21 protein-coding genes and 2 pseudogenes are annotated in these 25,912 nt (G+C 39.5%); 7 read left to right on the forward strand and 16 right to left on the reverse strand.

The features are described 5' to 3' along the window. Positions 1-20 precede the first annotated feature (20 nt). The 4 genes and pseudogenes from ACFE93_RS09930 to ACFE93_RS09945 all read right to left on the reverse strand — a co-directional run. Positions 21-389 carry a pentapeptide repeat-containing protein gene (locus tag ACFE93_RS09930; protein WP_375473138.1) on the reverse strand — a complete coding sequence of 123 codons (369 nt, stop codon included), beginning with the start codon at positions 387-389 and terminating at the stop codon, positions 21-23. Continuing rightward, on the reverse strand, positions 379-693 hold the full coding sequence (locus ACFE93_RS09935) for a hypothetical protein (protein WP_375473139.1): 315 nt from the start codon (positions 691-693) through the stop codon (positions 379-381). The genes ACFE93_RS09930 and ACFE93_RS09935 overlap by 11 nt, the downstream gene beginning before the upstream one ends. A 224-nt stretch (positions 694-917) precedes the next feature. Beyond that, positions 918-1,448, reverse strand: a complete 531-nt coding sequence (locus ACFE93_RS09940) for a hypothetical protein (protein WP_375473140.1) — start codon at positions 1,446-1,448, stop codon at positions 918-920. A 121-nt stretch (positions 1,449-1,569) separates the two neighbouring features. Next, positions 1,570-1,668, reverse strand: a pseudogene (locus tag ACFE93_RS09945) (DNA-binding response regulator); the annotation flags it as partial. A gap of 434 nt (positions 1,669-2,102) precedes the next feature. Here ACFE93_RS09945 and ACFE93_RS09950 point away from each other — a divergent pair. Genes ACFE93_RS09950 through ACFE93_RS09960 form a run of 3 tightly spaced genes read left to right on the forward strand, consistent with a single transcriptional unit; the run spans position 2,103 to position 7,107 of the window. Continuing rightward, entirely contained in the window at positions 2,103-3,080 is a 978-nt protein-coding gene (locus tag ACFE93_RS09950) for an ABC transporter substrate-binding protein (RefSeq protein WP_375473141.1), read from the forward strand. Between the two features lie 9 nt (positions 3,081-3,089). Next, entirely contained in the window at positions 3,090-5,750 is a 2,661-nt protein-coding gene (locus tag ACFE93_RS09955; protein WP_375473142.1) for an ATP-binding protein, read from the forward strand. Next, positions 5,740-7,107: a diguanylate cyclase domain-containing protein gene (locus ACFE93_RS09960; RefSeq protein WP_375473143.1), complete on the forward strand. Its 1,368-nt coding sequence runs from the start codon at positions 5,740-5,742 to the stop codon at positions 7,105-7,107. The genes ACFE93_RS09955 and ACFE93_RS09960 overlap by 11 nt, the downstream gene beginning before the upstream one ends. A gap of 76 nt (positions 7,108-7,183) precedes the next feature. Here ACFE93_RS09960 and aat read toward each other — a convergent pair whose 3' ends face one another. Then, complete coding sequence (aat, locus tag ACFE93_RS09965; RefSeq protein ID WP_375473144.1) at positions 7,184-7,759, reverse strand: leucyl/phenylalanyl-tRNA--protein transferase; 576 nt, start codon at positions 7,757-7,759, stop codon at positions 7,184-7,186. A gap of 103 nt (positions 7,760-7,862) precedes the next feature. On the opposite strand from aat, the gene ACFE93_RS09970 reads away from it, so the two are divergent. Next, the gene (locus ACFE93_RS09970; RefSeq protein WP_012410384.1) at positions 7,863-8,192 is read left to right on the forward strand and encodes a hypothetical protein; all 330 of its coding nucleotides are present in this window, start codon (positions 7,863-7,865) and stop codon (positions 8,190-8,192) included. A 76-nt stretch (positions 8,193-8,268) separates the two neighbouring features. On the opposite strand, the gene rpsN is transcribed toward ACFE93_RS09970, so the two are convergent. From rpsN to ACFE93_RS10000, 6 genes are all read right to left on the reverse strand, one after another. Further along, the gene (gene rpsN / locus ACFE93_RS09975) at positions 8,269-8,571 is read right to left on the reverse strand and encodes a 30S ribosomal protein S14 (RefSeq protein WP_292869287.1); all 303 of its coding nucleotides are present in this window, start codon (positions 8,569-8,571) and stop codon (positions 8,269-8,271) included. Between the two features lie 76 nt (positions 8,572-8,647). After that, on the reverse strand, positions 8,648-9,337 hold the full coding sequence (gene nth, locus ACFE93_RS09980) for an endonuclease III (protein ID WP_375473145.1): 690 nt from the start codon (positions 9,335-9,337) through the stop codon (positions 8,648-8,650). Beyond that, the gene (gene rseP, locus ACFE93_RS09985; protein ID WP_375473146.1) at positions 9,313-10,413 is read right to left on the reverse strand and encodes an RIP metalloprotease RseP; all 1,101 of its coding nucleotides are present in this window, start codon (positions 10,411-10,413) and stop codon (positions 9,313-9,315) included. Before rseP ends, nth begins: the two co-directional genes overlap by 25 nt. A 138-nt stretch (positions 10,414-10,551) precedes the next feature. Continuing rightward, entirely contained in the window at positions 10,552-11,832 is a 1,281-nt protein-coding gene (serS, locus tag ACFE93_RS09990) for a serine--tRNA ligase (RefSeq protein ID WP_375473147.1), read from the reverse strand. A gap of 196 nt (positions 11,833-12,028) precedes the next feature. After that, positions 12,029-12,271, reverse strand: coding sequence for a hypothetical protein (locus ACFE93_RS09995; protein WP_375473148.1), 243 nt, complete (start codon positions 12,269-12,271; stop codon positions 12,029-12,031). Positions 12,272-12,687: 416 nt separating this feature from the next. After that, a complete protein-coding gene (locus ACFE93_RS10000) occupies positions 12,688-13,266 on the reverse strand; it encodes a DUF3611 family protein (RefSeq protein ID WP_375473187.1) in 579 nt (192 codons plus the stop codon). A gap of 619 nt (positions 13,267-13,885) precedes the next feature. Here ACFE93_RS10000 and ACFE93_RS10005 point away from each other — a divergent pair. After that, positions 13,886-14,233, forward strand: a complete 348-nt coding sequence (locus ACFE93_RS10005) for a PadR family transcriptional regulator (protein ID WP_104909191.1) — start codon at positions 13,886-13,888, stop codon at positions 14,231-14,233. 52 nt (positions 14,234-14,285) lie between these two features. Next, entirely contained in the window at positions 14,286-14,816 is a 531-nt protein-coding gene (locus tag ACFE93_RS10010) for a cofactor assembly of complex C subunit B (RefSeq protein ID WP_375473149.1), read from the forward strand. A 449-nt stretch (positions 14,817-15,265) separates the two neighbouring features. On the opposite strand, the gene ACFE93_RS10015 is transcribed toward ACFE93_RS10010, so the two are convergent. Further along, complete coding sequence (locus ACFE93_RS10015) at positions 15,266-15,583, reverse strand: DUF3155 domain-containing protein (protein WP_041566316.1); 318 nt, start codon at positions 15,581-15,583, stop codon at positions 15,266-15,268. A 286-nt stretch (positions 15,584-15,869) separates the two neighbouring features. Here ACFE93_RS10015 and ACFE93_RS10020 point away from each other — a divergent pair, with 286 nt between their 5' ends. Further along, on the forward strand, positions 15,870-17,225 hold the full coding sequence (locus tag ACFE93_RS10020; RefSeq protein ID WP_375473150.1) for an ATP-binding protein: 1,356 nt from the start codon (positions 15,870-15,872) through the stop codon (positions 17,223-17,225). A 120-nt stretch (positions 17,226-17,345) separates the two neighbouring features. Here ACFE93_RS10020 and ACFE93_RS10025 read toward each other — a convergent pair whose 3' ends face one another. From ACFE93_RS10025 to ACFE93_RS10040, 4 genes and pseudogenes are all read right to left on the reverse strand, one after another. Next, positions 17,346-20,072, reverse strand: coding sequence for a hypothetical protein (locus ACFE93_RS10025; RefSeq protein WP_375473151.1), 2,727 nt, complete (start codon positions 20,070-20,072; stop codon positions 17,346-17,348). Between the two features lie 941 nt (positions 20,073-21,013). Beyond that, a complete protein-coding gene (locus ACFE93_RS10030; protein ID WP_375473152.1) occupies positions 21,014-22,255 on the reverse strand; it encodes an S-layer homology domain-containing protein in 1,242 nt (413 codons plus the stop codon). Positions 22,256-22,670: 415 nt separating this feature from the next. Next, positions 22,671-23,312 (reverse strand): annotated as a pseudogene (locus ACFE93_RS10035) (S-layer homology domain-containing protein); the annotation flags it as partial. Positions 23,313-24,947: 1,635 nt separating this feature from the next. Next, positions 24,948-25,661: a conjugal transfer protein TrbI gene (locus ACFE93_RS10040; protein ID WP_375473153.1), complete on the reverse strand. Its 714-nt coding sequence runs from the start codon at positions 25,659-25,661 to the stop codon at positions 24,948-24,950. Between the last annotated feature and the right edge of the window lie 251 nt (positions 25,662-25,912).

Genomic DNA, 25,912 nt, shown 5'->3' on the forward strand with positions numbered 1-25,912 from the left:
CCCCCAGTCCCCAGTCCCCTTCACATCTTCCGCATATTTCTACTGATAGGGTCAAAACCCTTAGAAAACCGCGTACTTTCATCGTAGTAAGCGCCAGTCAGATTCGCTCCATACAACTTGGCATAATTAAGTTTTGCTCCCCGGAGATTTGCTTCATTCAGATTGACACCGCTCAAATTAGCTCTGGTCAAATTCGCTTTAGCTAAATTAGTTCTACTCAAATCTGCTCCCCAGAGTTTAGCTTTAGCTAGGTTAGCTCCACTCAAGTCAGATCCCCATAAATTAATTCCAGGCAAATCGGCTCCAATCAGCTTGTCCTTACTCAAGTTGATGGCTGGAAAATATCTTTCTCCTGCGGCAAAACGCCTTTTTAATTCTTCAGCATTCATGCGTCACGTTGACCTTCTTTAGCAATACAGAAGTTATTTGTTCCCATTCCTGGCTTAGTTCTCCGGAAAATTCTGGCTGACCACTGCGTTGATACCAGAAATGGGCATTTTTCAAATCGCCTTCTTTGCGGTGCAGATAAGCATGAACCCAGGCACTGTCAGCATCACTGGCATTTGCAATTATTTCATGAGCCTTGCTCCAATCACCTTTGTTGTCATACCACATTGCTTGCAGCCCTTTTGGTAGTGTCTGAGGACATGGGGGCTGCTTTTCGATCAATCGCAGGAATTCCTTTGTATTCACGATCGCCACCTAACAAGAATCAAACTTCTATCTCTAAGATACTCCTCAGTTTCAGGGGAAGATGGGATTAGGGACTGAGGAAAATAAGAGAGCAGGGGAGCAGAGGAGACAAGGGGGACAAGGGGGACAAAAGGGAATTATTGAACAAGTCTCTCCCTTGTCTCCCCCCTCTTCTTCGTCTAGCTTGTCTCTTCTCCATGCCCAATGCCCAATGCCCTTCATCTCTACTTAACTGGAATAACTTCAAACTGGAAAGTACCGATCAAACGGTCATTAATATAGACTTCTATTCTATGCTTACCAACTGGATCGCCAGGGGCGATTGTCCAAAAATTTTCAATTACACCTTCTGGAGCCGACTGTGTGCGTCGTGTTACAGATGTCTTCCCGTCTGCTGATATTGAGAAATCTTCACCATTATCTGTTCCCCAAGTTTCTGGAGGTTTTGGTAAATACAAGACTTCACGCCATTTCACTTCATCTTGGTAGTTTTTGAGTTTAATCCGCCATCCGTAGGTGTTTCCTTCCTGAAGTGGCACTCTTGTTGTCTGGAAAATGGTAACGTTTCCTTTGGAGTCAACTCTCTTCAGACCAAACTCGGTGTTACTGACAGTAATCTGTTTTGCATTCGTTGGCGCCGGAGATGATATGGCATTTTCTACCAAAACAGAAGTAGCGTTGATTGGCTCAGAACTGATGATCCCAGATATTAGCCAAAAAGCAGCTAGCACAGCAGTAGTAGTCCAAATTCTCATTAGTATGGTTTTCCTGTCAGACTTTTGGTACTTATTCAAGTAATCTGCCATGTTTTCCGGGTCAAGGTTAGCGATGGTTAGACAAAGACGAAATTGCTTTAAGAAATTTGGCGGATTTAATCAACCCACTGACTTTGGTCAACATCCAATCTAAAATCAGTAAATCATAGTCTTTGCGAAAGGCAAACCATTGCGCCGTCCTTTCTCCATCTGCGTAGGCGTAGTCCGCCGTAGGCATCGCATTTACCAACTCAGTACTGATTGCTGATTATATAGTATTATTTATTACCTAAATACTTTGGTACTATAGTAAATGCCCCGCAAGCTGGTAGCCAGGGTAGTGAAACACACGCTTGAGGACTTTTCAAACATCCTTTTATATAACAGTGGAAAAGAGCGATCGCTCTCTTTGCAATTACAGCCTTTTTGATTGATTTGAACCATAACTCCTTGTTGGGGCGGCTGCAAAACAATAGTGAATAAAATTTTCAAGCCGCTCTTGCGCTCAGAATTTATAAATCTGGAAGCAATACCAACAACCAAAACTCGTTTAATACAATCACTGACGAAATTTACACGGCAATTTAAATTTGAATAATTAGTTTATTTAACTGAATCTTTAATTATCAATAATTAAAAAATATCAAAAGTTCTATGCTTAAACTACTCAGATACATTAGTATCTTACTCATTACCGCCTATTTACTACTTGCTTGTAAGACTTCAACACCAACTGAAGTAAAACGCCCTCCCTTGAAAGTTATATTTGCATCTTTTGTTGGAGAGCTTCCAGGCATCATTGCTCAAGAAAAAGGATTCTTCAAAGCCCAAGGGGTAGATGTGGAACTAATTCATAAACAATACGCCCAATTGGAACAAGCAAACTTCAATGCGGGTAAGTATGATGGTATTACGTCGTCCTTGGGAAAGTTTATCATCTTGAGTGCCACCAATCCAGATATACAAAGCGCGATCGTTATAGATGAATCAATAGGAGCAGATGTGGTAGTCGCTCAATCAAAAATTAAAACTGTCGCTGATTTGAAAGGAAAAAAGTTGGGTACAAATCTAGGCGGTTTTAGTGAAGTTTTCGTGACTGAAATGTTGAAAACTGCCAATTTAACTAGTGATGATGTGAACTTGGTTCAATTAGAGGCTTCAGAAATTCCTCAACGCCTGAAAAATAATACGATTCAAGCCGGACACACTTGGCAACCCTATCTCTCTGAAGCGATGAAATTAGGGGGAAATATCCTATTTACTAGCAAACAAACCCCTGGCTTGATTTTAGATTTGATTATCTTTCGTGGTGAGACAATCCGCGATCGCCCCGAAGACATTCGTGCTTTTGTGCGAGGATGGCTGCAAGCCTCGACCTACTGGAAAGCAAATGTTGAGGAAGGAAAAGCTATCATCAGCAAAGCGTTAAAAATTCCGCTCGATACTCTCTCTCTAAAGGGAATAAACCTAACTGATTTAGGTGAAAATCAAAAATATTTTCAATCTAGCAACCCTAACTCTATCTACAAAACTGCCAAGATATATGCAGACTTTTTTATTCGCTCTGGAAACATTACGCGTTTACCCAATATAGACGAATTGTTCAATTCTTCCTTCTTGAATCCCCCCTAATTTGAAGCTATGCAGCACTCCTTTTTGGGCGGCATCCGTACAAAGTTGATCGCCTCGTTTCTCGTTGTTGCTTTGATTCCATTGCTGTTATTGGCATTTGTCAACAAACAGACAACCGAAAAAGCACTAACTGACAACGCCCGACAAGCCCTATCTGCGGCGGCTAACGAAACCGCTAACAGAATAGATGCCTTTATTGATGGAAATCTCAATGCCGTGCGCGTAGAGGCGATTTTACCAGGTTTGGCACCCTACCTCAGCCTAACTCCAAAACAGCGAGATGACAGCCCCGAAATGCGATTGGCGACAGAAACATTAATCCGTCTCAGTCGCAAAGATATGCTCAATATTCTCTCTTATGCTTTGCTCGACTTAAACGGTAAAAATGTATTAGATACACGTACACTGAATATTGGCAAAGACGAATCAGTTCAAGATTATTTTAAAAACCCGCTAAAAACTGGTTTCTCTTTTGTTTCTAGCATGAAGCAGTCGCCGACAATTCCCGATCTTATAACCCTCTTTTTTAGCAGTCCGGTTCGCAATGCCAAGGGAGATATATTGGGTATATTGCGTGTTTCATATAATGCGACTGTTGTTCAACAGTTAGTAACTCGACAAACTGAACGGGCTGGGGCAAAATCTTTTGCTATTCTTTTAGATGATAATAATATTTATTTAGCACATAGTACTGCACCAGAACTGCTTTTTAAATCAATTGTGTCTCTGCCTGATGATGTAAATCAACTGCAACAGGAAGGTCATTTGCCTAATTCTTTTGTCAAAGAATTGGCAACTAATGAGTTAAAACTTAAACAAGCATTGGATAATAAACAATCTTATTTAATTGCATCTTTGAAAGCAACAGGTAATCAGGTTAATCTGATTGCGATCGCTCGTTTACAATATAAGCCTTGGTCTGTATTGTTTGCACGTCCCTTTGCTGTTGCTCTAGCACCTGTAGAAAAGCAAATTCGCGACGCAATTTTGCTATTTACATTTATTGCAGGAGTAGTGACAATCATCGCTTTTATCATTGGGCAACTGCTAACAAAGCCAATAATTCACCTTACCAATATAGTTTTCCAGTTTACCGCAGGTAACTTAAATATTCGCGCCAAAAATAACTCAAAGGACGAAATAGGTCAACTAGCAAAATCGTTTAACAACATGGCACTTCAGTTACAAACATCTTTTGAAACTTTGGAACAACGGGTACAGGAAAGAACATCAGAGTTAGCCATTGCTAAAGAAAAAGCCGAAGTAGCAAATCAAGCTAAAAGTTTATTTATTGCTAATATGAGTCACGAATTGCGATCGCCCCTCAATGCTGTTCTAGGTTTTTCTCAATTAATGTTACGTGCTAAAAACTTGCCTGCCGATCATTATGAAAATGCCGGGATAATTTATCACAGTGGTGATTATTTACTAACACTCATTAATAATATTCTCGATTTATCAAAAATAGAAGCGGGTAAAACTACTCTTAACCCCAAAGACTTTGACCTGTACCGCTTGCTGGATGACTTAGAAGATATGCTGTATTTACAGGCAAGTAATCAAGGCTTAAATTTAATATTTCAACGTAGTGAAAATGTTCCGTGTTATATTTGCACAGATGAGTTAAAACTCCGGCAAGTATTAATTAATTTAATTGGTAATGCCATTAAGTTTACTCAAAAAGGAACCATTAGTTTAACAGTACATAATAGTAGTAAAGAAATCATAGATATTTTAACTCTTGATTTTAAAGTCAGTGATACAGGAGTAGGGATTGCAGCAGCAGAATTACCCAAACTATTTAATGCTTTTTCTCAAGCACAAGCTGGAAAAGAATCCCAAGAAGGAACGGGTTTAGGTTTAACAATTAGTCGCAAGTTTATTCAGTTAATGGGAGGAGATATTTCTGTTGAAAGTAAATTAGGAATAGGGACAACTTTTAAATTTTATATTCAAGCAAAATTAGGTCAACAAACAAATAGTAATACTTTAGAAGCACATCCAAAAGTATTAGAGCTTGCACCAGGACAACCTATATATAAACTGTTAATAGTAGATGATAAACCCATTAATCGCCAATTATTAATTAAACTTTTACAACCCTTAGGGTTTGAGATGAAAGAAGCTAGTAATGGTAAAGAAGCGATCGCTATTTGGAATGAATGGGAACCCCACCTGATTTGGATGGATATGCGAATGCCTGTCATGGACGGTTACGAAGCTACAAAATATATCAAGTCCACTACCAAGGGGAATGCTACAGCTATAATTGCTTTGACGGCGAGTGTTTTAGAAGAAGAAAAAGCGATCGTCCTTTCAGCCGGGTGTGATGACTTTCTCCGCAAACCTTTTGCAGAACATACAATTTTTGACACACTAGCCAAACATCTTGGTGTCAAATATATATTTGCTGAAAATAATTATTCAAATTCTGAATATACAGAAAAAAAATCGTTAACATCTAACAATCTAATTTGTATGTCTCCAGAATGGATTAATCAATTCTATGAAGCTGCTTTAGAAGCAAATACTAATCGGGTCATAGAATTAATTAGAGATATTCCCAAAACAGAAACTTTTTTAATTCAATCTTTAACAAAACTTGCTCGTCAATTTGAATTTGAGGAATTGGTTGATTTAGCCGAACCCCTGAGAAGCAATGAATCTTGATTCTGATAAAGAAAATAAAGGTAATATTCTCCTAGTAGACGACAGTCCCAAAAATTTACATTTATTAAGTGATTTTCTGGTCAAACTTGGCTACACTGTTCGCAGCGTCACAAGTGGGCAGATGGCACTAAAAACAGTAAAGGTGAAGCGACCAGATATCATTTTTTTAGATATCAAGATGCCAGAAATGGATGGCTATCAAGTTTGTAGAATTCTAAAAGCGGATGAAGTTCTACGCACCATTCCTGTTATTTTTATTAGTGCTTTAGATGATGTTTTCGATAAAGTGATAGCCTTTGAGTCAGGGGGCATAGACTACATCACCAAACCCTTTCAGATGGAAGAAGTTGTAGCGCGTCTAGAAAATCAGTTAACCATTCAACGTCAGCAACGGCTTCTAGAACAAGAAAATATTAAGCGTAGGGAAACAGAAGAGATACTGTATCAGTCCAGGGCAATGCTAGCCAGCATTTTGAATAGTTCGCTAGATGGTATTGCCGCTATGCAAGCTGTCCGCAACCCTGCAACTGGGGACATTGAAGATTTCCGTTGCTTAGTTATCAATCCTGTGATTGCTAGAGCCTTCGGAAGCAAATGTGAAGAGATGATTGGCAAAGTAGTACTCAAAAAATTCTTAGCCCCTCTAGAACCAGAACTCTTCAATCACTTTGTTAATCTTGTCGAAACGGGGGAAGCTTTAAAACGGGATTTTTACCATCCATTAGGCAATTCTTGCTGGTATCACTTTGTCGCAGTCAAACTAGATGATGGTTTTGCTATTACCATACGCGACATCACTGGACGAAAACAAATTGAATTGGCTCTCCAAGATGCAAATCAGAAACTAGAACAACTGGCAAATTTAGATAGCTTGACTCAGGTAGCTAACCGTCGTTGCTTTGATGCACAACTGCAAATAGAATGGAGACGCCTTGCACGAGAACAACAACCTCTGTCACTGATTATGTTTGACGTTGATAAATTCAAACTTTACAACGATTACTATGGTCATCTTGCAGGCGATGATTGTTTAATCAGGATAGCGCAAACAGTGCAACAGACAATTCATCGTCCTGCCGATTTAGTAGCCCGTTATGGTGGAGAAGAATTTTTGGTACTCTTGCCCAATACTGACTTAGCGGGAGCGATTAAAGTAGCGCAAAGTATTCAGCAAGCAATTCATGCTCTGGCTATTCCCCATGTACAGTCTGATGTCAAGAATATCATCACCGTTAGTTTAGGAATTACCTCTCGCATACCCATTTGGAACATCAGATCAGATATACTTATTGCCTCAGCAGATAAAGCACTGTACCATGCCAAACAAAATGGGCGCGATCGCTATTGTAATGATTAAAATATTTTTTATAGCAATACCTTCATTCGCGGCACTATTACATCAGTAACAATCACATCCGGCTTTTCTGGCAAAATTATACTAAGTTATAAGTACGTTGCAACGCTTGCTGAAGTAAAGATTGATATTCTTCATCCCCAACCCGATAAGCACCAAATCTTTCCAAATGGGGATTCATCATTTGGGCATCAAAAAACACAAATTTTCTCTGACGCAATCTTTCTACCAACTTTACCATCGCCACCTTTGAACCTTCGGGAATGCGGTAAAACATCGACTCACCAATAAAAGCCCCACCAATTACAATCCCTAAAATTCCCCCAGCTAGTTCGTCACCTTGCCAAGTTTCAAAACTATAAGCGTAACCACTCTGGTAAAGCAGCCAGTAAATCTTTTGCAATTCCGGTGAAATCCAGGTTGTCTCTCTGTCAGCACAGCCAGTCACCACAGCCTGAAAGTCTCGATTAATCGCCACAGTAAACCGCTCTTGATTCAGAACGCGCTGCAAAGACTTAGGATAGCGAAACCTCTCATCCAAAGGAATCAAAGTCCGATCGCGACTTCGGTACCAACTCAAGCGATCGCGCTCATCAGCCATGAGAAAATAGCCTTGTGCATAGCCCTCAACAATAGCGGCGATATCATATTGCATAAATAAATATAAAAAAACACTCTTAGAAACGCAATTTGATGCTAAAAAATCAACCTCAGCGTTCCTCTGCGTTTCCCTCCGCGTCCCTCTGCGTTTAAAAAAGATGACTCAACCAATTCCACCCATCACCCTACCACCGCCTGAAAATCCGTTGCTCGAAGGTGAATGGTTACGAGAACGCTTACAACGGTGGTTAGATACAGAATTTATCCCCGAAGCAGTCAACCAAAATATTGCCCAACGAGCCGCACAGATTTTTGTGCGTCAACGGATGGAAGGAGAAAATGACCTTGGTTCTCTAGTAATTGCTATTGTCACAGAGATGCAGTCCTATGATTTTTCCAATAGCTTCTACGGAGAGTTTGCGATCGCCAACGCCGTCAGCGATCTACTCTTAGAAAGTCTGGGAATTGATAAGTGTTGTGGTCAATAATTTTTGTCATTTGTCATTTGTCCTTTGTCATTTGTCCTTTGCAAATGACTAATGACTAATGACTAATGACTCTTGACTACCAACTAGCCTTAACAACTCCGGGCAAAAGACCTTCATGCGCCCATTCTCGCAGTACGTTCCGAGACAACCCAAAATCGCGGTAAACACCTCTAGAACGACCAGTCAACCAACAACGATTACGGTGGCGGGTGGGCGCACTATTCCGGGGTAGCTGTTGAATCTTCCGGTGGATTTCTAGCTTATCCAAAGGAGATGCTGCACTTCTGAACTCTTCTAAAAGAGCTTCTCGCTTGTCAGCATACTTTTCGATCAACTTGGTGCGCTTTTTCTCGCGCTCAATCAAGCTCTTTTTTGCCATATATTCTCTAACTTATTTAAAGACACCGTTTTCCATTCTACAGTCTCTCTATCAATTCTGGGGTTACTTATGTTGCTTACCCTACAACCACTGGCTTATTCGCAGCAGGACATAAATCGGCAAGTTCACACGCAACGCAGATGGGAGAGCGGGCTTTACAAATAGCACGGCCGTGATAAATCAGCCGAATTGACCAATTTTCCCAATCAGGCTGAGGCAATAAACCCATTAAATCTTGCTCAATCCGAAGGGGATCTTTTGCTTCAGTTAAACCCAAACGTTCGCACAGGCGCTTAACGTGAGTATCTACTGTCACCCCAACATTAATGCCATAACCATGACCCAAGACTACATTTGCTGTCTTTCGCGCCACACCTGGAAGCTTTAATAATTGCTCCATTTGGTTGGGGACAACAGAGTTAAACTCAGTGACAATCATCCGACAGGCGGCTTGAATGTTCTTGGCTTTGTTGCGATAAAATCCGGTTGAACGCACCAAACTTTCTAATTCTACTAAGTCAGCGATCGCTAAACTCTCAGCATCAGGAAACCGATCAAATAAAGCTGGTGTCACCTTATTCACTCGCTCATCAGTACACTGAGCAGAGAGAATCGTTGCCACCAACAGTTGTACAGGCGTTGAGTAGTTCAAAGAGCAGGTAGCATCTGGATAAAGACGCTTCAGCCGAGCTAAAATTTCTATCGCCCGTTGCTTTTTAGATAACGATTTGCGGGTAATGCTCACTGGAACAATTTTTGTACCCATTCCAATTGGCTAGTTAATTGGGTAGTTTCTTTGACGATCAGAAAAATTCCTAAGCCTAAGAGTAACACCAAACCGGTTTGCATTACACCTTCTTGAATCCGGGCGGGTACAGGCTTACCGCGTAAACCTTCAATCAGCAGAAAAGCGAGTTGTCCGCCATCCAAAGCCGGTAAAGGCAAAATATTGATAATAGCCAAGTTAATGCTGATAATTGCCGCAAAAGACAACAAGTTTACAGTATTGTCCTCAGCTAATTTTGCACCGATTTTGACAATATTAACTGGACCAGAAACTTGTCCAGCAGTTTGTTGAAAGTTGGTAATTAACTGCCCAAAACCACTGAGTGTCCCCACAAATAATTGTTGAAACCTGTTAGCAGCAATGCCGAAAATTTCAAAAGGACTATTAGGACGGCGATAAACTGCTGTACCATTGGGGCCAAGTTCAATGCCAATTACACCTTGGCCTTTATCTCCCAGCTTTGGGGTTAATTTTAGAAACTTTGGTTGGTTTTCATGTTTTATTTTTAGTTCGATTTGCTGATTGGCATGAGTTTGAATTTCTTTGGTGAGAAAAACTGTCGCTTTTTCAGAAGCGGGGAGTTCCTGACCATTAACAGCCAGAATAATGTCTCCTTCCCTAACACCTGCTTGGTAGGAAATAGATTGTTCATTAACCGGCTTGACGATGACACCAGGTTGAAAGTTAATCTTCTCTGGAATGCCGACAATACCCAATTGCAGAGCCAACACCAAATAGGCAAATATTAAATTGGCGATTACTCCGGCACTGATAACTATCGCCCGGTCTAAAACTGGACGGTTACGCAGCAGATTTGGGTCATTGGGTGGAACATCGCTATCGGGGTCATCATCGGGAAAGCCGACAAAGCCGCCCAAGGGAAAGGCGCGGACAGCATATTCGGTTTGTGAACCTTGGTACTTCAAAAGAACTGGGCCAAAACCCAAAGAAAAGCGGTTAACGAGAATGCCTTGAGAACGTGCTGCAACAAAATGTCCCAACTCGTGTACCAAGATCAAAACAGCCAAGACTGCGATCGCTGCTAAAACTGACATAGAGTAAATTAGTGAAGATATTAAGCTATAGTTATCTCCATTCTAATTGGGCATTGGGCATTGGGCATGGGGCATGGGGCATTGGGCATTGGTCATTGGTAAATAACAAAGGACAAAGGACAAATGACTAATGACAAATTATAAAACTTCACGTCCCAAGTAAGGTTGCAACACTTCTGGTATCCTTACCGTCCCATCAGTTTGTTGATAATTCTCCAAAATTGCTGCCATCGTCCTTCCCACCGCCAAACCCGAACCATTTAGAGTGTGTACGAACTGAGTACCTTTCTTCCCCGCCTCTTTGAAGCGAATATCAGCCCGTCGCGCCTGGAAATCTATAGTATTGGAACAGCTAGAAATTTCACGGTATTTGCCAGAAGAGGGCAACCAAACCTCTAAATCATAAGTTTTGGTAGAGGCAACTCCCAAATCCCCAGTACTTAAATTTACTACTCGGTAAGGCAACTGCAACGCCTGTAAAATTGCTTCTGCATTCCCCACCAATTTCTCCAATTCATCAAAAGACGTACTGGGTTCGACAAACTTCACCATTTCCACCTTGTTAAATTGATGCAGGCGAATTAATCCCCGCATATCACGCCCATAACTACCAGCTTCGCGGCGAAAACAGGGAGTAAAGGCACAGTGGTAAATAGGTAAGTCTTCAGCAGCGAGAATTTCACCCCGATAGAGGTTGGTAAGTGGAACTTCTGCTGTAGGAATCAGCCATAAGTCATCATCAGCACATTTAAAGCTTTCTTCCGCAAACTTGGGTAACTGACCGGTTGCTGTCAAAGACTCAGTATTCACTAACAGCGGTGGACTGACTTCTACATATCCAGCTTGAGTATGGAGAGTCAACATAAATTGAATTAGTGCCCTTTCCAATGCCGCACCAGCGCCCATCAACGTCACAAATCGACTTTGGGCAACTTTTACAGCTCGTTCAACATTGAGAATACCCAGCTTTTCGCCAATTTCCCAGTGAGGAAGAATATTCGGGTTTTGGGGAATGTACTCATCACCCCAACGCCGCACCTCTACGTTATCTTCCTCATTCTTCCCAAGGGGTGTAGAGTCGCTTGGTAAGTTGGGAAGCGCCAACACAAGTTGAGCAATTTCAGCTTTGAGGTCTTTTTCTTGGGGTTCCAGTTGACTCAACGTAGCTTTGAGAGAGTTACCTTCATCCCGCAAAGCTTGAATTTCTGGATCTTGAGGATTGATCCCAGATTTAATCTTCTGCCCGACAATTTTACCAATTTCGTTGCTCCGGGCTTGAAATTGACTACGCCTTCCTTCAAGTTCCCGTTGTTGCCGATCTAACAGTAATATCGGTTCGATGTCGTATTTACCATTACGACTATTCAATCGTTCTTGAACTAATTGCGGATTTTCCCGTATTTGCTTAATATCCAGCACAGATTTTTCTCAGTTTTTAGCCTAAAATCTTCCTGTCAATACAGTTAACACATAAGCATTTAGCATATAGTAATTTTGCTTTGCTGTAACTGCAAAAACAAAGTTTATTAGAAAAATCAGTCTCAATCTCTGAGCAAGATTTTACCCTAGCATCACTGCCAGGGCTAAGAAACCATATAATAATGCATTAAACCAATCATGAATTCGTATTTTGAGTCACTGTCGTTTCAGAAACCTGAGCAAGACTTTGATCGTTACCATTATTGTTATCAACGGCTGCAAACGTCCTTTGAGTGATATTCGGTGGTTCCTTATCGTCTCTAGTTTGTCCAGGTGAAGGTAACCAGTATGCAAGCACACCTGATAAACCACCCCAGTAAAGCGCAATATTCTTATCGTCCTCTGCTGGCGAGCCAAGCTTGAAAATGCACAGCCCCAATACGATGCTACTAAAGAAAACCTGTACGCCAAATCTCCATACGTCTTAATTAAATTTTTGTGCTGGTTGATTTCTCATGGTGTCAAATTGATTTTTCATGGTGTCAGACTTCTAAAAAAGGTATATATTATCCCTGTGCTAGTTTTGGCATCACCTACTACTACAGCTTGGCAAAATTCCTAATTACGCTCGTACCTTTACAGGGATCTTGTTACGCGCAGGGTGCCGCTTTCTTGACTCACTAACGTAATTTGTAATTCCTATACCGCAAGCATCCCATTGATTGGAATTACGCAATGCTGTACTAATAAGATGTTTTTCAAGGATTATGTAGTTGTCTTCACACGCAGTTTTGTCCGTTTCGGAAAAATTCTGATTAACTTCTTTAGACTTTTGAAAACTCAGCACTCATAATATTAGGGTCGGTTAATCCGATTGAGCAACCAAAGTGACGCAATAAGCCCTGCAAAGTGGGCTGAGACGGTGTTAGTGTTTGCCTGCACCACAAGCATATCTAGACCGCTAATAATTCGGGTAGGGTCAAAAAATTGGGTAGTTATAGCTTGGGGAGAAATGGATCTTGCTACCAGTGTACCAACGATCGCTTGCGCCCCCAAAAGAGTTACCAGCGTTCCTCCTAAATTCACCCATACTCCTAAGCGTAATACTTGCACAGTCTCGCTTTTCCGAGGGCGGTTGGTGGGATTGGAGGATTCCAATTGCTTGCCAATCCTAGTGTAACGGTAAGCTAAATAAATGCCCCCACCTAAAACAACTAGTCCACAAATTGCTAAAAATACACCAAAACCAGTCCCAGGATTATTAGTAGGACTGCCAGCTCTTTGATTAAAGATGGCGAACAGCAACACAATTATGCTAGAAACAACGCCTAGTACTAGCTGAATCCAGAAGCTAATCCAACCTATAAGGCGAAAAGTTTGGGCAATTGCCCTAAGAGTTGAGGAAGATGATGGGGCATCGGGAGTTTGTGACATAGCGATCGCCAATGTGCTGGGTGCTTGATTAAGGGAGGCGAGGACGAGGGGACACGGAGAGTTCTTTCCCCTAGTTTTTAGCGCCTTCTTTGATAAATTTACTATCACACTTGCCAAATAAGACAAGAAATTCTGCGATCGTGGAAATCAGAAGTAGTTACTTTAAGTGTGTCTACCGACGTAGCAACTTGATCCCAAATATATCCTTTAGCTTAAGATTTTAGAATTTGCATTGGGAAAATCACTGTAAAACAAAGTGTTTATTAAGTTTTACAGACAAAATAGCATTTTACCTGTAAAATTTCTTCGATGGCATTTTATTGCTTAAGCAGTTCTAACCAGCTCGGCATCAGTTAACACCAAGATAGTGACTTCCTCACTGTCTGTTCGCTCCTCACCACACCGTATCGAGCTTGAGTGGGGTACATTATTTTGTACTCCTAAAACTCGCCAACTCGCCCCACAACTTCACAGGCGTGGGTAGTTGTTTGATGTTTACGCAATGGATATCTAGTCTAAGTAGCTTTATTATGTATTACTCACGTAGTAGTAGCACTGTATACTGACTACAAGGATTGTAGACTTTACCTTAAGGCATTTTTTTAGCCATTCACTAACCATGAAACTTGAGGATATATATCAATTTTTTGAGAATCCTCCGCCAACTTACCTTTGTCAGGAACTAGCAGTTTGTTACATACTGTCTGTTTTATTACAAGGTGAATCCTACGGAACCGAGTTGATCGAGCAATTAGAAACTGAGTATCCCGTCTATCGGCTTTCAGATACCGTACTTTACAGTGCAATTAAATTTCTGGAAGACCAAAGTGCAATCACTGGATATTGGAAGAAACTCGAAGGACGGGGGCGCCCCAGGCGGATGTACCAAGTTTCTCCCGAATGGCAAGTTCAAGCTCAGGATTTAGCTTTTCAATGGCTTGACTACATCAACAGGAGGAAAAAGTAACAAATAATTGATAATGAATAAGTCTCCTCCAGTCAAACACTAACAATTAGTTATGGATACTGCTATTCTGCCATCTACGTTCCTGCTAACCTTGTTGTTATCGGTTGGGCTGTTTTTCTTTATTCGTGCCTCGACTAAAGACCGCACAGAAATGGCCCAACTAGTATCTGAGCAAGATGAAGCTGTTTTAATGTCTCAATTAAAAGAGTATTTTCGATCGCGGTCTTACCGAGTGGCAGCGGTAGACCGAGAACAAAATCAGGTAACTTTTGAAGGTAATGTTCGCCCTAGCTGGTTCTTAGCTATATTTCTAACTTTACTGGCAGCTACTGGGATTGTTTGTCTATCTCTGGTCGCATCCCTGCTTTTTTCTAGCCTCAGTACCCTTGTTCTGGCGATGGTACTGCTATCGCCTTTAAGTGGTCTATTTTATTGGAAAAAATCTGGAAGACTTGAGAAGGTGTCGCTCAAAGTAGAAACAACTCAGAGCGAACAAACCTCCTCAAGTAAGGTAACTGTAGTTGCCCATCGAGATGAACTCAGCGAGTTGCAGAGGACTCTCCAGCTCAAGCCTGGGAAATAATTGTTGATTTTTGCGACCATCTCTTAACTATGATATGCAGACTTCTGACCTGACCTACTATGCAGGCAATGGAAAGTAGTCAGGAGAAAATCAAGATTGCTGCTTTGTCAGTTTTCCCCACAACTTTGGTCGTGGGGAAAAATTTAAATTCATTAACTTAAATTCATTGACAGAGCTTACTTAACCATCTACGGCATAAGAGCGCAACTTCACTCTTCCTTTTAGAGGCACTTGGCTCTATACCCACTCCCTTCTGTACGATCAAAGTAGTATCAACCCATGCAATCTAGCATGGTTTGAAACAGGTTCACTTTCCAACTACCTGGACTAGATTTACTGGCAAATCAGCTACAAACTAAAAAAAAATTAAATTTTGCATAAACTTAGCAATTTTGCCAGTTAATAGTAGTCAGGAGCCACATTCAATGCTCAAGATGACCATCTATGGTTCATCGACTAGCTAAAGCAAGAGGTTCTTGACCTGGTGAAGGTTCTAACACCCTCAAACTAGGAAACAAGAAATGGTTTTCCTCTACGTATTGAGCACCAAACAGTCCCTTTTCTGCCCAGAAATAACGATCTGTAGTGTGTTCATTTCGCTTTACAAGTAGCAACGCCGGTGGCAAAATCCCTTCAGCTTGAATGAATCTTCTCGCTGCTGTCACAGGCTTTTCTTCGCCACTTTCGATGCTATATTGAGGCACGTGCTCCAAAATGCGCCGTCCTTCCTGACGACGACGACTTTTCCTTTTGCGTCTCCTTGCCAATCTATTGTCCTCCTCTTTCAAGCTATAGATTGTAGTGATAGCTACAAAATCCGTCGTCATTATATAGGTTCTAGTTCAGAATATCAATACTTTTTAACCTTTTAATATAAGAAAGTTAATATATTTGAAACATAGAGAAAACAAAATTACCTAAGAATATAATCTCCTAGTACAAACCATCTCTAAGAAAATTTTAGTTAAGCTTTATTAAATGAGCGAGGTAAAAATTAAGTATCCTCTCTTACATCATGACTCAAAATCTATAATCTTGAGCAAAAGCTAAAAAATGTTAATGTCTGCCAGTTCCGATTTTCTTGCTCTGTGTCGAGAGCAAATAGCGCTACTAACCCAAGGGCTGGGAGCGACTTTAAGTATTGTGTACCTAACACAAGAATTGGTAGATACTCCTTCCGGCGATGCCAAACTGATTCCTGTGGTGATTTACCCGGAAACAGCATTATTACCCCAAGGAGAGGAAACTATTGAAGCGACGGCATACAAGCAACTTCAAGTTGGAAATGCGTTTATATTACCCAATCATCAAGGAAGGTTATTGACACCGACTTCAGAATCTCCAACTTCGTCACAGGAGTCTGACATACCAGATGCGTCTCAATCCGATCTTAAAGAGGAATACCTACTTAGTGGCAACCAAATTGTTTTACCTCTGATTTATGAGGGTGTGATGATGGGGTTACTGGTGACACGCAGGAAAGACCGGGCATGGAATGAACACGAGCAAAGTCAGATTCAACGGATAGCCCAAACATTAGCGATCGCTTGTATTTTAGATCAGCGCCGAGCATGGTTTGAGCAACAGTTGCGCGAGCAACAAATTCTCCAAGAAAAACAGCGGGATTTGCTAGATAACTTGTTGCATCAATTTCGTAACCCATTAACGGCGTTGCGGACTTTTGGCAAACTGTTATTGAAGCGACTACGACCAGCAGATGCTAACCGGGATGTGGCAAATAGTATTGTCAGAGAAAGCGATCGCCTCCAAGAATTACTGCAACAATTTGAGCAAGTAATTGACTTGACAGAGGCAGATTTAGCACCACTACATCTACCGGAAGATGGAGTATTTGTAGAAGCAAGTATCCAAAAAGACGCTAAACCGCCGCTATTATTGCCGGGAACGGGAGATAAAGCAGTTGACTGCTCGTTAGCAGATATATTAGAACCATTATTAATATCAGCCAAAGCGATCGCCCAAGAACGAAAGCTAAAACTAATAACTGAAATTCAAGATAATTCATCTCTAGTGCGTGCCAATGTCAAAGCATTACGAGAGGTATTGACTAATATTATTGATAATGCTTTGAAATACACTCCCACTGGCGGCAAAATTTTGATTCAGGCTGGGCAAGAAAAAGCTAATTTTCAGGGAATAGTCATTAGTGATAACGGGCCAGGCATTCCACCGCAGGATTTAGAACATCTTGGAGAACGGCATTACCGGGGTGTACAAGCGCAAACAGAAATCCCTGGCACAGGTTTGGGGTTAGCGATCGCTAAACAATTAATAGAACAAATGCAGGGTGAAATCGAGGTTTTCAGCCCTGCAATCAACTCTAAATTAACTTCACCCAATGCGCCGGGAACTACGTTTATTATTTGGTTGCCTGAAACTAAAAGTTAGTCTATTCAGAACGGGTTATCCCATTTTCCATTAACCTTTAACGCTGCTTAATATCCTAACCTAAGATTATTATTTTTAACAATAAAATAGCTAAGTATTTATTCACATTATAGTTAGCATTTAAAGAGTTAGCATGTCATCCAAGCGCATTGTCATATTACCTGACTGTACTTCAACGAGCGAAGAAGTTAGCTGATCAAACTCTAGAGATACACCTATCTGACTATTATTTATTAATTTAGACAGTGTTGGGATTTCTTCAAGCGACTCATCACTAATATATGATCTAAGAAGGACAGGTTGGATATCATTGGTATTGATAAAATCAGTAATATTCTGCTTGAGTTTCTCAATGTCCTTAAGAAGTGAAGTAATTCGCAACTTATCTTCTGTACCGCTCTTATAATAGGAATTCTCACTTTCCTTAATAGTCAGTTTTAGATACATATAAGCAACTCTTTCAAGAATTTCTTTAATTTTAGACATTTTTACATTTTTTGGCTGCTTGCTGAAAGCAAGGTTATCAAAAAAATTCTTTTTTTGCTCATTATCATTATATGGTTCTCTTATATTTATCTTCTTATTCTTAAGAGAATTATTCATAGTCAAAAGACTATTAATTATGTCATTTATTCCAGGTTTACTGTAAGTATTGTTTTGAATACCTACGAAAAATATATTGTATATATAAATTCCTATCATGTTTAAATAATAAACACAAGGTTCAATATTTTGGTAGTATACAACTTCCCTTACTATCTCACCATTAGTAATATTGTTTATAATTGTCGATACTTCATCTTTATTATCTTCCTTAAACGAGACGTGTTTATAAGTTAAATTAGAGCCTTCGGAAGATTCAACTTGCAACAATATGTTTGTAGTATTATTTTGAGGCTTTAATATAATCCAATCTCCCTTTTCAATATTATTTCTATAAGAAGACGAATCTAAAAATTGATATTCATATTGTTTATTTTCTAATTCTTTAATTTTAATTTTCCGACGCAGAAACGCTAAATAATTTGGAACAAAAGGATTTCCCATATCACGAGTGATTTTTGTATATACAGAGTCACTTCTTAAATCTTTCTTATAATACTCTTCCGTCTTGTATGCCTGAAACCTTATAGTTAGATTTTCTGGTTCACTATTTGTTTCTCTAATAACCAAGTTTGTAGGATGTAACTCACTAAATGAGAATGAATTCTGCAAAGATGAAGATTGCACAGAGCGATTAACTAATTCAGATATTTTATCCAAATACCAAAATCCTCTTACCAAACGAGCAGGTAATTGATCCTTATCCAAGTTCTGTAGTTCTTTGAGTGTTTCTAAAAAACTTGGAGTAAGTGAATTATTTTCCTTTTCCCAATTGCGGCGATAAAGACTATTATTTGTTCTTCTAAATTCAAAATTTTTACTTTGCTCTAATTCCAGTATTTTATCAAGCACAAGCTGCACAGCTATTTTATCAGAACTGTCATCGCTAAGGGTATAAAAAGTATTTCCTGCTTTGTAAAGTATGCACTTTAGAATAATCTCAACAATTTCGCGAGGAGCATATGTTGTTGAATTTTTATGAAGCTTAAAAGGCTCAAATACCTGAACTAAACTTGGCTCACTAGATTGAAGACTAAAAACTTTTTCATAGTCTTCCATTATTTCATCAACTTTTTTCTCCTTTTTGTCATAAATTACTCGAATATTATCATAAAAACGCTCTGGTGATTCTCCACAAGTAAGTAGATCAAAGAAAATAGCTCCCAAACCAAATAGATCGGTTTGTATACCTTGCCGTTTGTACAATAAAATCTGTGTTTTATGATCGTTACTAATATTTTTAATAATCTCATTATTTACATTCAGAAAAATACGTATTGATGAGTTTTCATCAATAGAGATTGAATCAATTTCATACTGTTCTTTATTTTTACTAAAAACTACAAAATCGTTATTTCCAATAATTGAATCACGAAGTTTAGGATCGGTACTAATAAGCTCAACTTTATGGTTTTCGCTATCTACTTGAATATCCGCATCACAAATATCAAAATAGTCTTTTTGTTCAGGTGAACGGTAGTGACGTGTTCCAAGAGGTAGCTCTGCACTAGCTATTGGCAAAGATGTAGTTATTGGATCTCTTTTTGGTAACAGAAAACCAAGATCGCCGATTACAGCCTTAACCTCAGAACCCTCTTCGTTTACGAAAATATTTGCAGGTTTCATATCGAGGTGTAACAAACCAGCTTTATGAAGAGTTACAAGACCTTGAGCAATATCTTTTAAATATGGAAGTATATTAGCTATACGATCTTCAAAGGTCATCTGTCTAAGAATCTCATATCCTGTAAGCTTCCCAGCAGTAGGGTATTGAGATTTTTCCTCTTCTGTATTTTGTTTACCGTCTCTTTCCAAAATGTCTTTCAGTGTTACATCATACTTCTCAGTTACTAAAGCATAGTTTGAGATTCTTAATGGCTCAAAAAACATCTTTAGTGTCTTATATACATTTGATTCTTGAAATGAATCAGTCCAACCAACTGTCCTGATAACACCAAAAATCTTTCTCTCTCCCTTGGCTCGTGTAATTTCTTGTGTTGATTTAATTTCATTGTCAAAACGTGATTGATCGATCTTATGAGCATAAAGAAGCTTAACAGCAAATCTGTCTTCTTGATTGCTATCATGGACTGCAAATACTATGCCAAAAGTGCCGTCACCAAGTTTAATAGGCTGCCCTTTTTTATCCAGTGTCAAATAAAAATTTTGGCTGTTGCCCCCTAACGTTTTAAACGAATAATTGTCATTTTCTTTTTTAAGGTTATCTTGTTTTTCTAAGGACATAATAATTTACTCCTGAGCTAAAATAAAGAGAAAATGTTCTTTCCGAGAGGTTTTGGGTTTATATTCAATTAATATTGTTTTTTTAACTATAATAAATATCGTGAAATTATTGCTGAAACTAAGTTTCAGCAATTTTATAAAAATACTGATTTTAGTGAAAAAACTAGCGTGAGTACTATATATGTACAATATACAGCAATTACACTAATCTTACAATTCAAATTTAAATTAACATTCTTTTATTACTCTCATTAGAGAATATTTAGAACGTTGTTTCTCCGTGCTTGCTTTCAAATAAAAATTTTTTGGCTTTGCCGATCAAGCCTTCTAAAAAGATTCAAGGTCAGCATCTTATTTTTCTCTCCTCAGATATATAAAAGAGGGCTAAAGTCGAGTTACAAGTTATGATCTGGTTACGCTGGAGAGGAAAAAATTTTAAGAGTATCCCAAATTTACAAAATATATTGAGGGAAGATAACTCGTAAGCAATCTCTGCATATTATCAGGACTTAGGAAGTGAAAACTTGAAACCCCATCCTCCAAGCAAGCTTAAAATAGGGGGAGAATCTTAAAAGCCTCCGAATTGTGGGGGTTAGGAGATATTTTCTGTGTAAATCTTAAATTATCTTCCCCTATAAGTTATATTACTCTTATTCAAAGTCAAAACTAAGCTTCAGTAAACTGTTAGCCCAAGAATAATAGACATCTCCAGAAATTAATTATTCGTTAGCTGATATCGTGTCCGGTTAAAGACTATCATTAAGACCGAAGACAACCAGAGGGGAGGGTTTTGTAGGATTTTTGCATAGATTTGGGAATTATAACTAATGAGCCAGACATGATATGAAACCGTAGAGACTTAGCACTGCTACGTCTCTACGGTTTTTGGAGATGTCTAAATCTATGCGAACAGATTGTGGGTTACAACTTTAGACTCATAACTATCTTAGTGAAACCAACAAGTTCTGATTGATAGTCATTTGTAAATCGGTATTTGGGTCAATGGCGATTAAGTCAACACTATTTTTACTGAATAATAGACCAACTAACGCACCGATACCAGCACCACCCAAGACTTCTTCTGTCGCAATGGCGCGATCGCCTGTGACAGCAGATACCGCAGTTGCTGCACCTGCGCCCAATACAGTATTTTTGATAATTGAACCAACACTAGTACCCTTCTTGACGGTTTCAGTTTTAGTAATCACTTCAGAAGTAGCATTAAGCTGATACTCCTGACCACTGGCCAAAACTAGTTTCTCGGCAACGAATTGAGAACCGCCTGTAGCAGGTTTTAGTTGACCAACAACTTGACTACCAGCAGGAATCACTACAGATCCGTCTTGTGTAACCACGTTTTGGGATACTGTCAATGTCAAGGGCGATGTTTCATCCTTTGTAACTAGAATTTTTTCTGCCTTGTCATACTTCACAGGAATAGTAGTCCCTTGAGCAATTGTCACTGATGCAGGTGTTGGGGTAGTAGACCCGACAGCCACAACATAAGGCGAGTTAATTGCTGAGGCTTGATTAGAACTAACCAATGCTTGGTAGATAAAAGCTGCTACCTGGGCGCGAGTGGCGGTTGTAGTTGGATTCAGGAAGTTCACATTCGGATAGTTCACCACAATTCGCTTTTCGGTTGCTGCTGCGATCGGGCTACGGGCATAGCTAGCGATGTTAGAGGCATCGTTGAAGTATTGCAGAGTGCTTTCGGTATTGCCACTAGGACTATATTCCAAACCGTTAGCGAGGGAAACTAAAACCTGTTCGCGGGGAATAGCCTGGTTAGGCTCAAAGCGATTACCGGGATAACCAGATAAGAAACCAATGGTATAAGCTTGCCCAATCGCACTGGATGCCCAATAGTTGCTAGGCACATCAGCAAAATTGATTGCTGGTCGTTGCTGTGCTTTTTGGAAAGCTTTATTGACCATCGCGGCAAATTGAGCGCGTGTCACCGATTCTTCTGGGCGGAAACTACCATCAGGAAATCCGGCAATTACACCTCGCTGAGATAATTGTTGAATAAATTGTGCTGCCCAATAGTTAGATGAAACATCAGAAAAAGTAGTTTGAGCTAAAGATGGTGAAGCTGTAACGAAAGGCGCTACAGTAACGACTGTGACGCTCAAAGCCATGAGTGCAGCTGTTCTCGATTGCCAACGATTTAAGTTAAACATTATTTTTTTACTCCGGTACAATTATTTTTTTACTGTTAATTAGTTAGACATTTACTAAAGTACAAGGTTCCTAATTTTTTTGCTTTTTGTAAAAACCATTACTTTAGTCATATAGTCATAATTAAAAAATATATGCCAAACGAACTAGTTAATAAAAGTAATGTAATCACCCTATTACCTATTAGCAATTTTTCAAAAACATAGATATTCAATGAGACGATACAGAGATATAATAGTTGCTGTTAAATAGAAAATTTTATGGTTAAAAGTCAAGGCGATCGCACACTCTAGTTAAGGTAGCGATCGCCTATTAAATAACTATCTAAGTCAACAGATTCTAATTGTGACTGATACAGGTGTTGAAGTAGTAGACCCGACAACTACTGTATATGACGAGTTAATTGCTAAGTTTTAACACGACATAGGGTGAGTTAATTGCTGAGGCTTGATTAGAACTAACTAATGCTTGGTAGATAAAAGCTGCTACTTGTGCGCGTGTAGCAGTTGCAGTTGGATTCAGTAACTTCACATTCGGATAGTTCACCACAATTCGCTTTTCGGTTGCTGCTGCGATCGGGCTACGGGCATAGCTAGCGATGTTAGAGGCATCGTTGAAGTATTGCAGAGTGCTTTCGGTATTGCCACTAGGACTATATTCCAAACCGTTAGCGAGGGAAACTAAAACCTGTTCGCGGGGAATAGCCTGGTTAGGCTCAAAGCGATTACCGGGATAACCAGATAAGAAACCAATGGTATAAGCTTGCCCAATCGCACTGGATGCCCAATAGTTGCTAGGCACATCAGCAAAATTGATTGCTGGTCGTTGCTGTGCTTTTTGGAAAGCTTTATTGACCATCGCGGCAAATTGAGCGCGTGTCACCGATTCTTCTGGGCGGAAACTACCATCAGGAAATCCGGCAATTACACCTCGCTGAGATAATTGTTGAATAAATTGTGCTGCCCAATAGTTAGATGAAACATCAGAAAAAGCAGTTTGAGCTAAAGATAGCGGGGAACATCCCACTTTGATGAGCTTGTCTTGCAAAGGATAATTCACTGGATCGCAAACAAAATCTGCCGACTTAGCCTCTATAGAAGTCCGCGTTGACGGATTTCTATCTAGCTGTGATTTCCAATCGTCAGATATTTTTTCGATAGTGGGATGCTTACTTAAAAACTCTGAGTCTGCAACAATATCGTGAGACCCCTTAACACTTATCTTAGAACTATTGAGATAGATATTATAGTCATAAACAACGTTTTTGTTTTTAGTGTTGTTATTAATATTTTTCCCAGGAAAAGCATAGAGAATGTTCCTGAGAATTTTGACATCAGATGACGTATGAGCAAATATTTGCCCACCATTAAGTTCTGGACTCTGATTATTTAAAACAGCTGTGTTATTTACAATATCAACATGATCGCTAAAAAATGCATGAATGCCCGAACCACCATTATTAAATGCAAGATTGTTTTGAACTAAAGTACGTCCTTTATATGCATCCAATTTTGAGTTATCTTGATTTCTTGTACTATCGATAATAATGCCATTACCGTCTGTAATCTTTCCGACTGCAATCCAAGGGATGTACATACGATTGTTGTAGGTCTTGTTGTTGGTAACAAACATCTTGTATCCCTGGTTGTTGTCAGAATTCCAATTATTCAACATTGAAATACCACTAGAACCATAAACACCATACCAGGCATTATTAAATACCACATTATTATCTATTGTCACATAGTCTGCTTGAATCGCTGAAATACCTGCTCCTCCACAGTCATGCGCTTTGTTGTTCAAAATACGGATGTGATGAACATGACCATTGGTTCGTCCGTCAACGTTGATACAGTTTCCATTCGTTAGTGGGTTTAGTTTGTTAGTCTTCTCACTCATCGCATAATCAAGGGTTATATTAGCATTGTTTCCTATAACCTCTAGCCCGTTGATCTCGATATATGAAGCTTTATTTGAAATCGTGATCCCATTCCATGTATTGTGCTGAATTTTTGGGAAATGCCCAGGATATGCTTTATACTTAATCCATGCATTTGCAGTTCCAGAACGTTTAATATTTACTACATTTCCAGCTTTGCCTATATTTTTGTATACTCCGTTCATAATCAATACTGTATCGCCAGGGTTAGTAAGGTCTGCTGCCTTTTGAATTGTCCTAAAAGCTGATGAAGTAGAGAGTCCGCTATTATTGTCGTTTCCACTACCACTAACATAGTATGTTTTCGGTGTTGAATTCTGGCTGATTAAGTTGTCGTGGCTGGATAGACTCATTTCCTTGTTTGTGGATATCTGACGGACGTTTTCAACTAAAGATGCTTTTATACTTTCTCCCTGAACCAAAAGACTTAATACTACGGCAATTGTAAGATATGTGCTTAAACCGAAACCTTGAATTACCACAAGAAAAGGCTCCTTAATCGCTACTTACTACTTAACAAAAGTATCAAAATATTCCATAATTTTGAATACTCTTTTGGATACAGAATACAATAGAGCCAACTTTTAAATAAGTATTCCAATAAATATTCATACTGATTAAGACGATATAGAGGTGGAATAGTTGCTGTTCAATAAAATTTTTTAGGGTTAAAAATAAAGGCGATCGCACACTCTAGTTAAAGTGGCGATCGCATATCAGGGATGATTAAATTCACAACTTGAATGAAGTTAAATCTAGTAGCGGGATTGTGGTACTAAATTCAAGTTAGAATTCAGTGTGAGCCTTAAATCCTGTTCAGGTCTGAGGACAAAAGCATCTCTTTCTTTGTTCCGCAAAAGCACACTCGCACCTGCACCCGCAGCCGCACCAATAACAGGTTTTAAATCGTCAATTCTGTTGTTGCCAGTAATTAGTGAACCTAAAACACCAGCACCCCCACCAATAGCTGCATCAGTTAAAACCTGACTGGTGTTGGGCCCCTGTTTAACTCTTTGAGTTGTGGTGTATGTCCGAGAAGTTGCATTAATCGACTGACGCTGACCGTTAGAAAATTCTAATTCTTGAGCGACAAACCTTACGCCTTTTCCTTGGTTATCATCTCTATCTCTAGAATAACCATCTAAGTCAACAGGTTCTAGCCGTCCATTTATTTTAGTACCAGCAGGAATTAAAACATTTCTATTTCTATCGATAATGTCGTTGGCTATTCTCAAGGTTAGAGATTTACTTTCCCCAGGAGCAATAGTAATTGTCTCTTTATCGTAGGTGACAGGAAAAGCAACTCCAGAAGGAATGGTAACGTTTCCGTATTGTCCAATTCTGTCTTGGTTAATTCTATATTGTGCATTAGCAGGAGCCAAGCTCAATAGGGGACTAATGACGGTTGTAGTAACCGCCATTGCCATAAGTGCAGCAGTACCAGATTTCCATTGATGTATGCGAGTCATAAAAGGGTTGTCCTTTATGTATGTGATGTATTTAATGACGAGGATTCACTGAGTTTGTTTCTGACTGTTTTTAAACCTGTCTATAGGCGTATACAAGCACTTATTATGATGGGAAGTCTGTGCGATCGCGCAGGTGTAGCCCGTCCTAGACATCGTTGTTCAGAATTTGTATCCTGCTAATGTGCGTTACTAAAATTAGAAGCGAGACACTCATAAGACGCAAAATGAGTATTATTTTGTTCCAGAATGCT

Origin of the sequence: uncultured Nostoc sp., assembly GCF_964247315.1 — a bacterium.
Lineage (GTDB): Bacteria > Cyanobacteriota > Cyanobacteriia > Cyanobacteriales > Nostocaceae > Nostoc.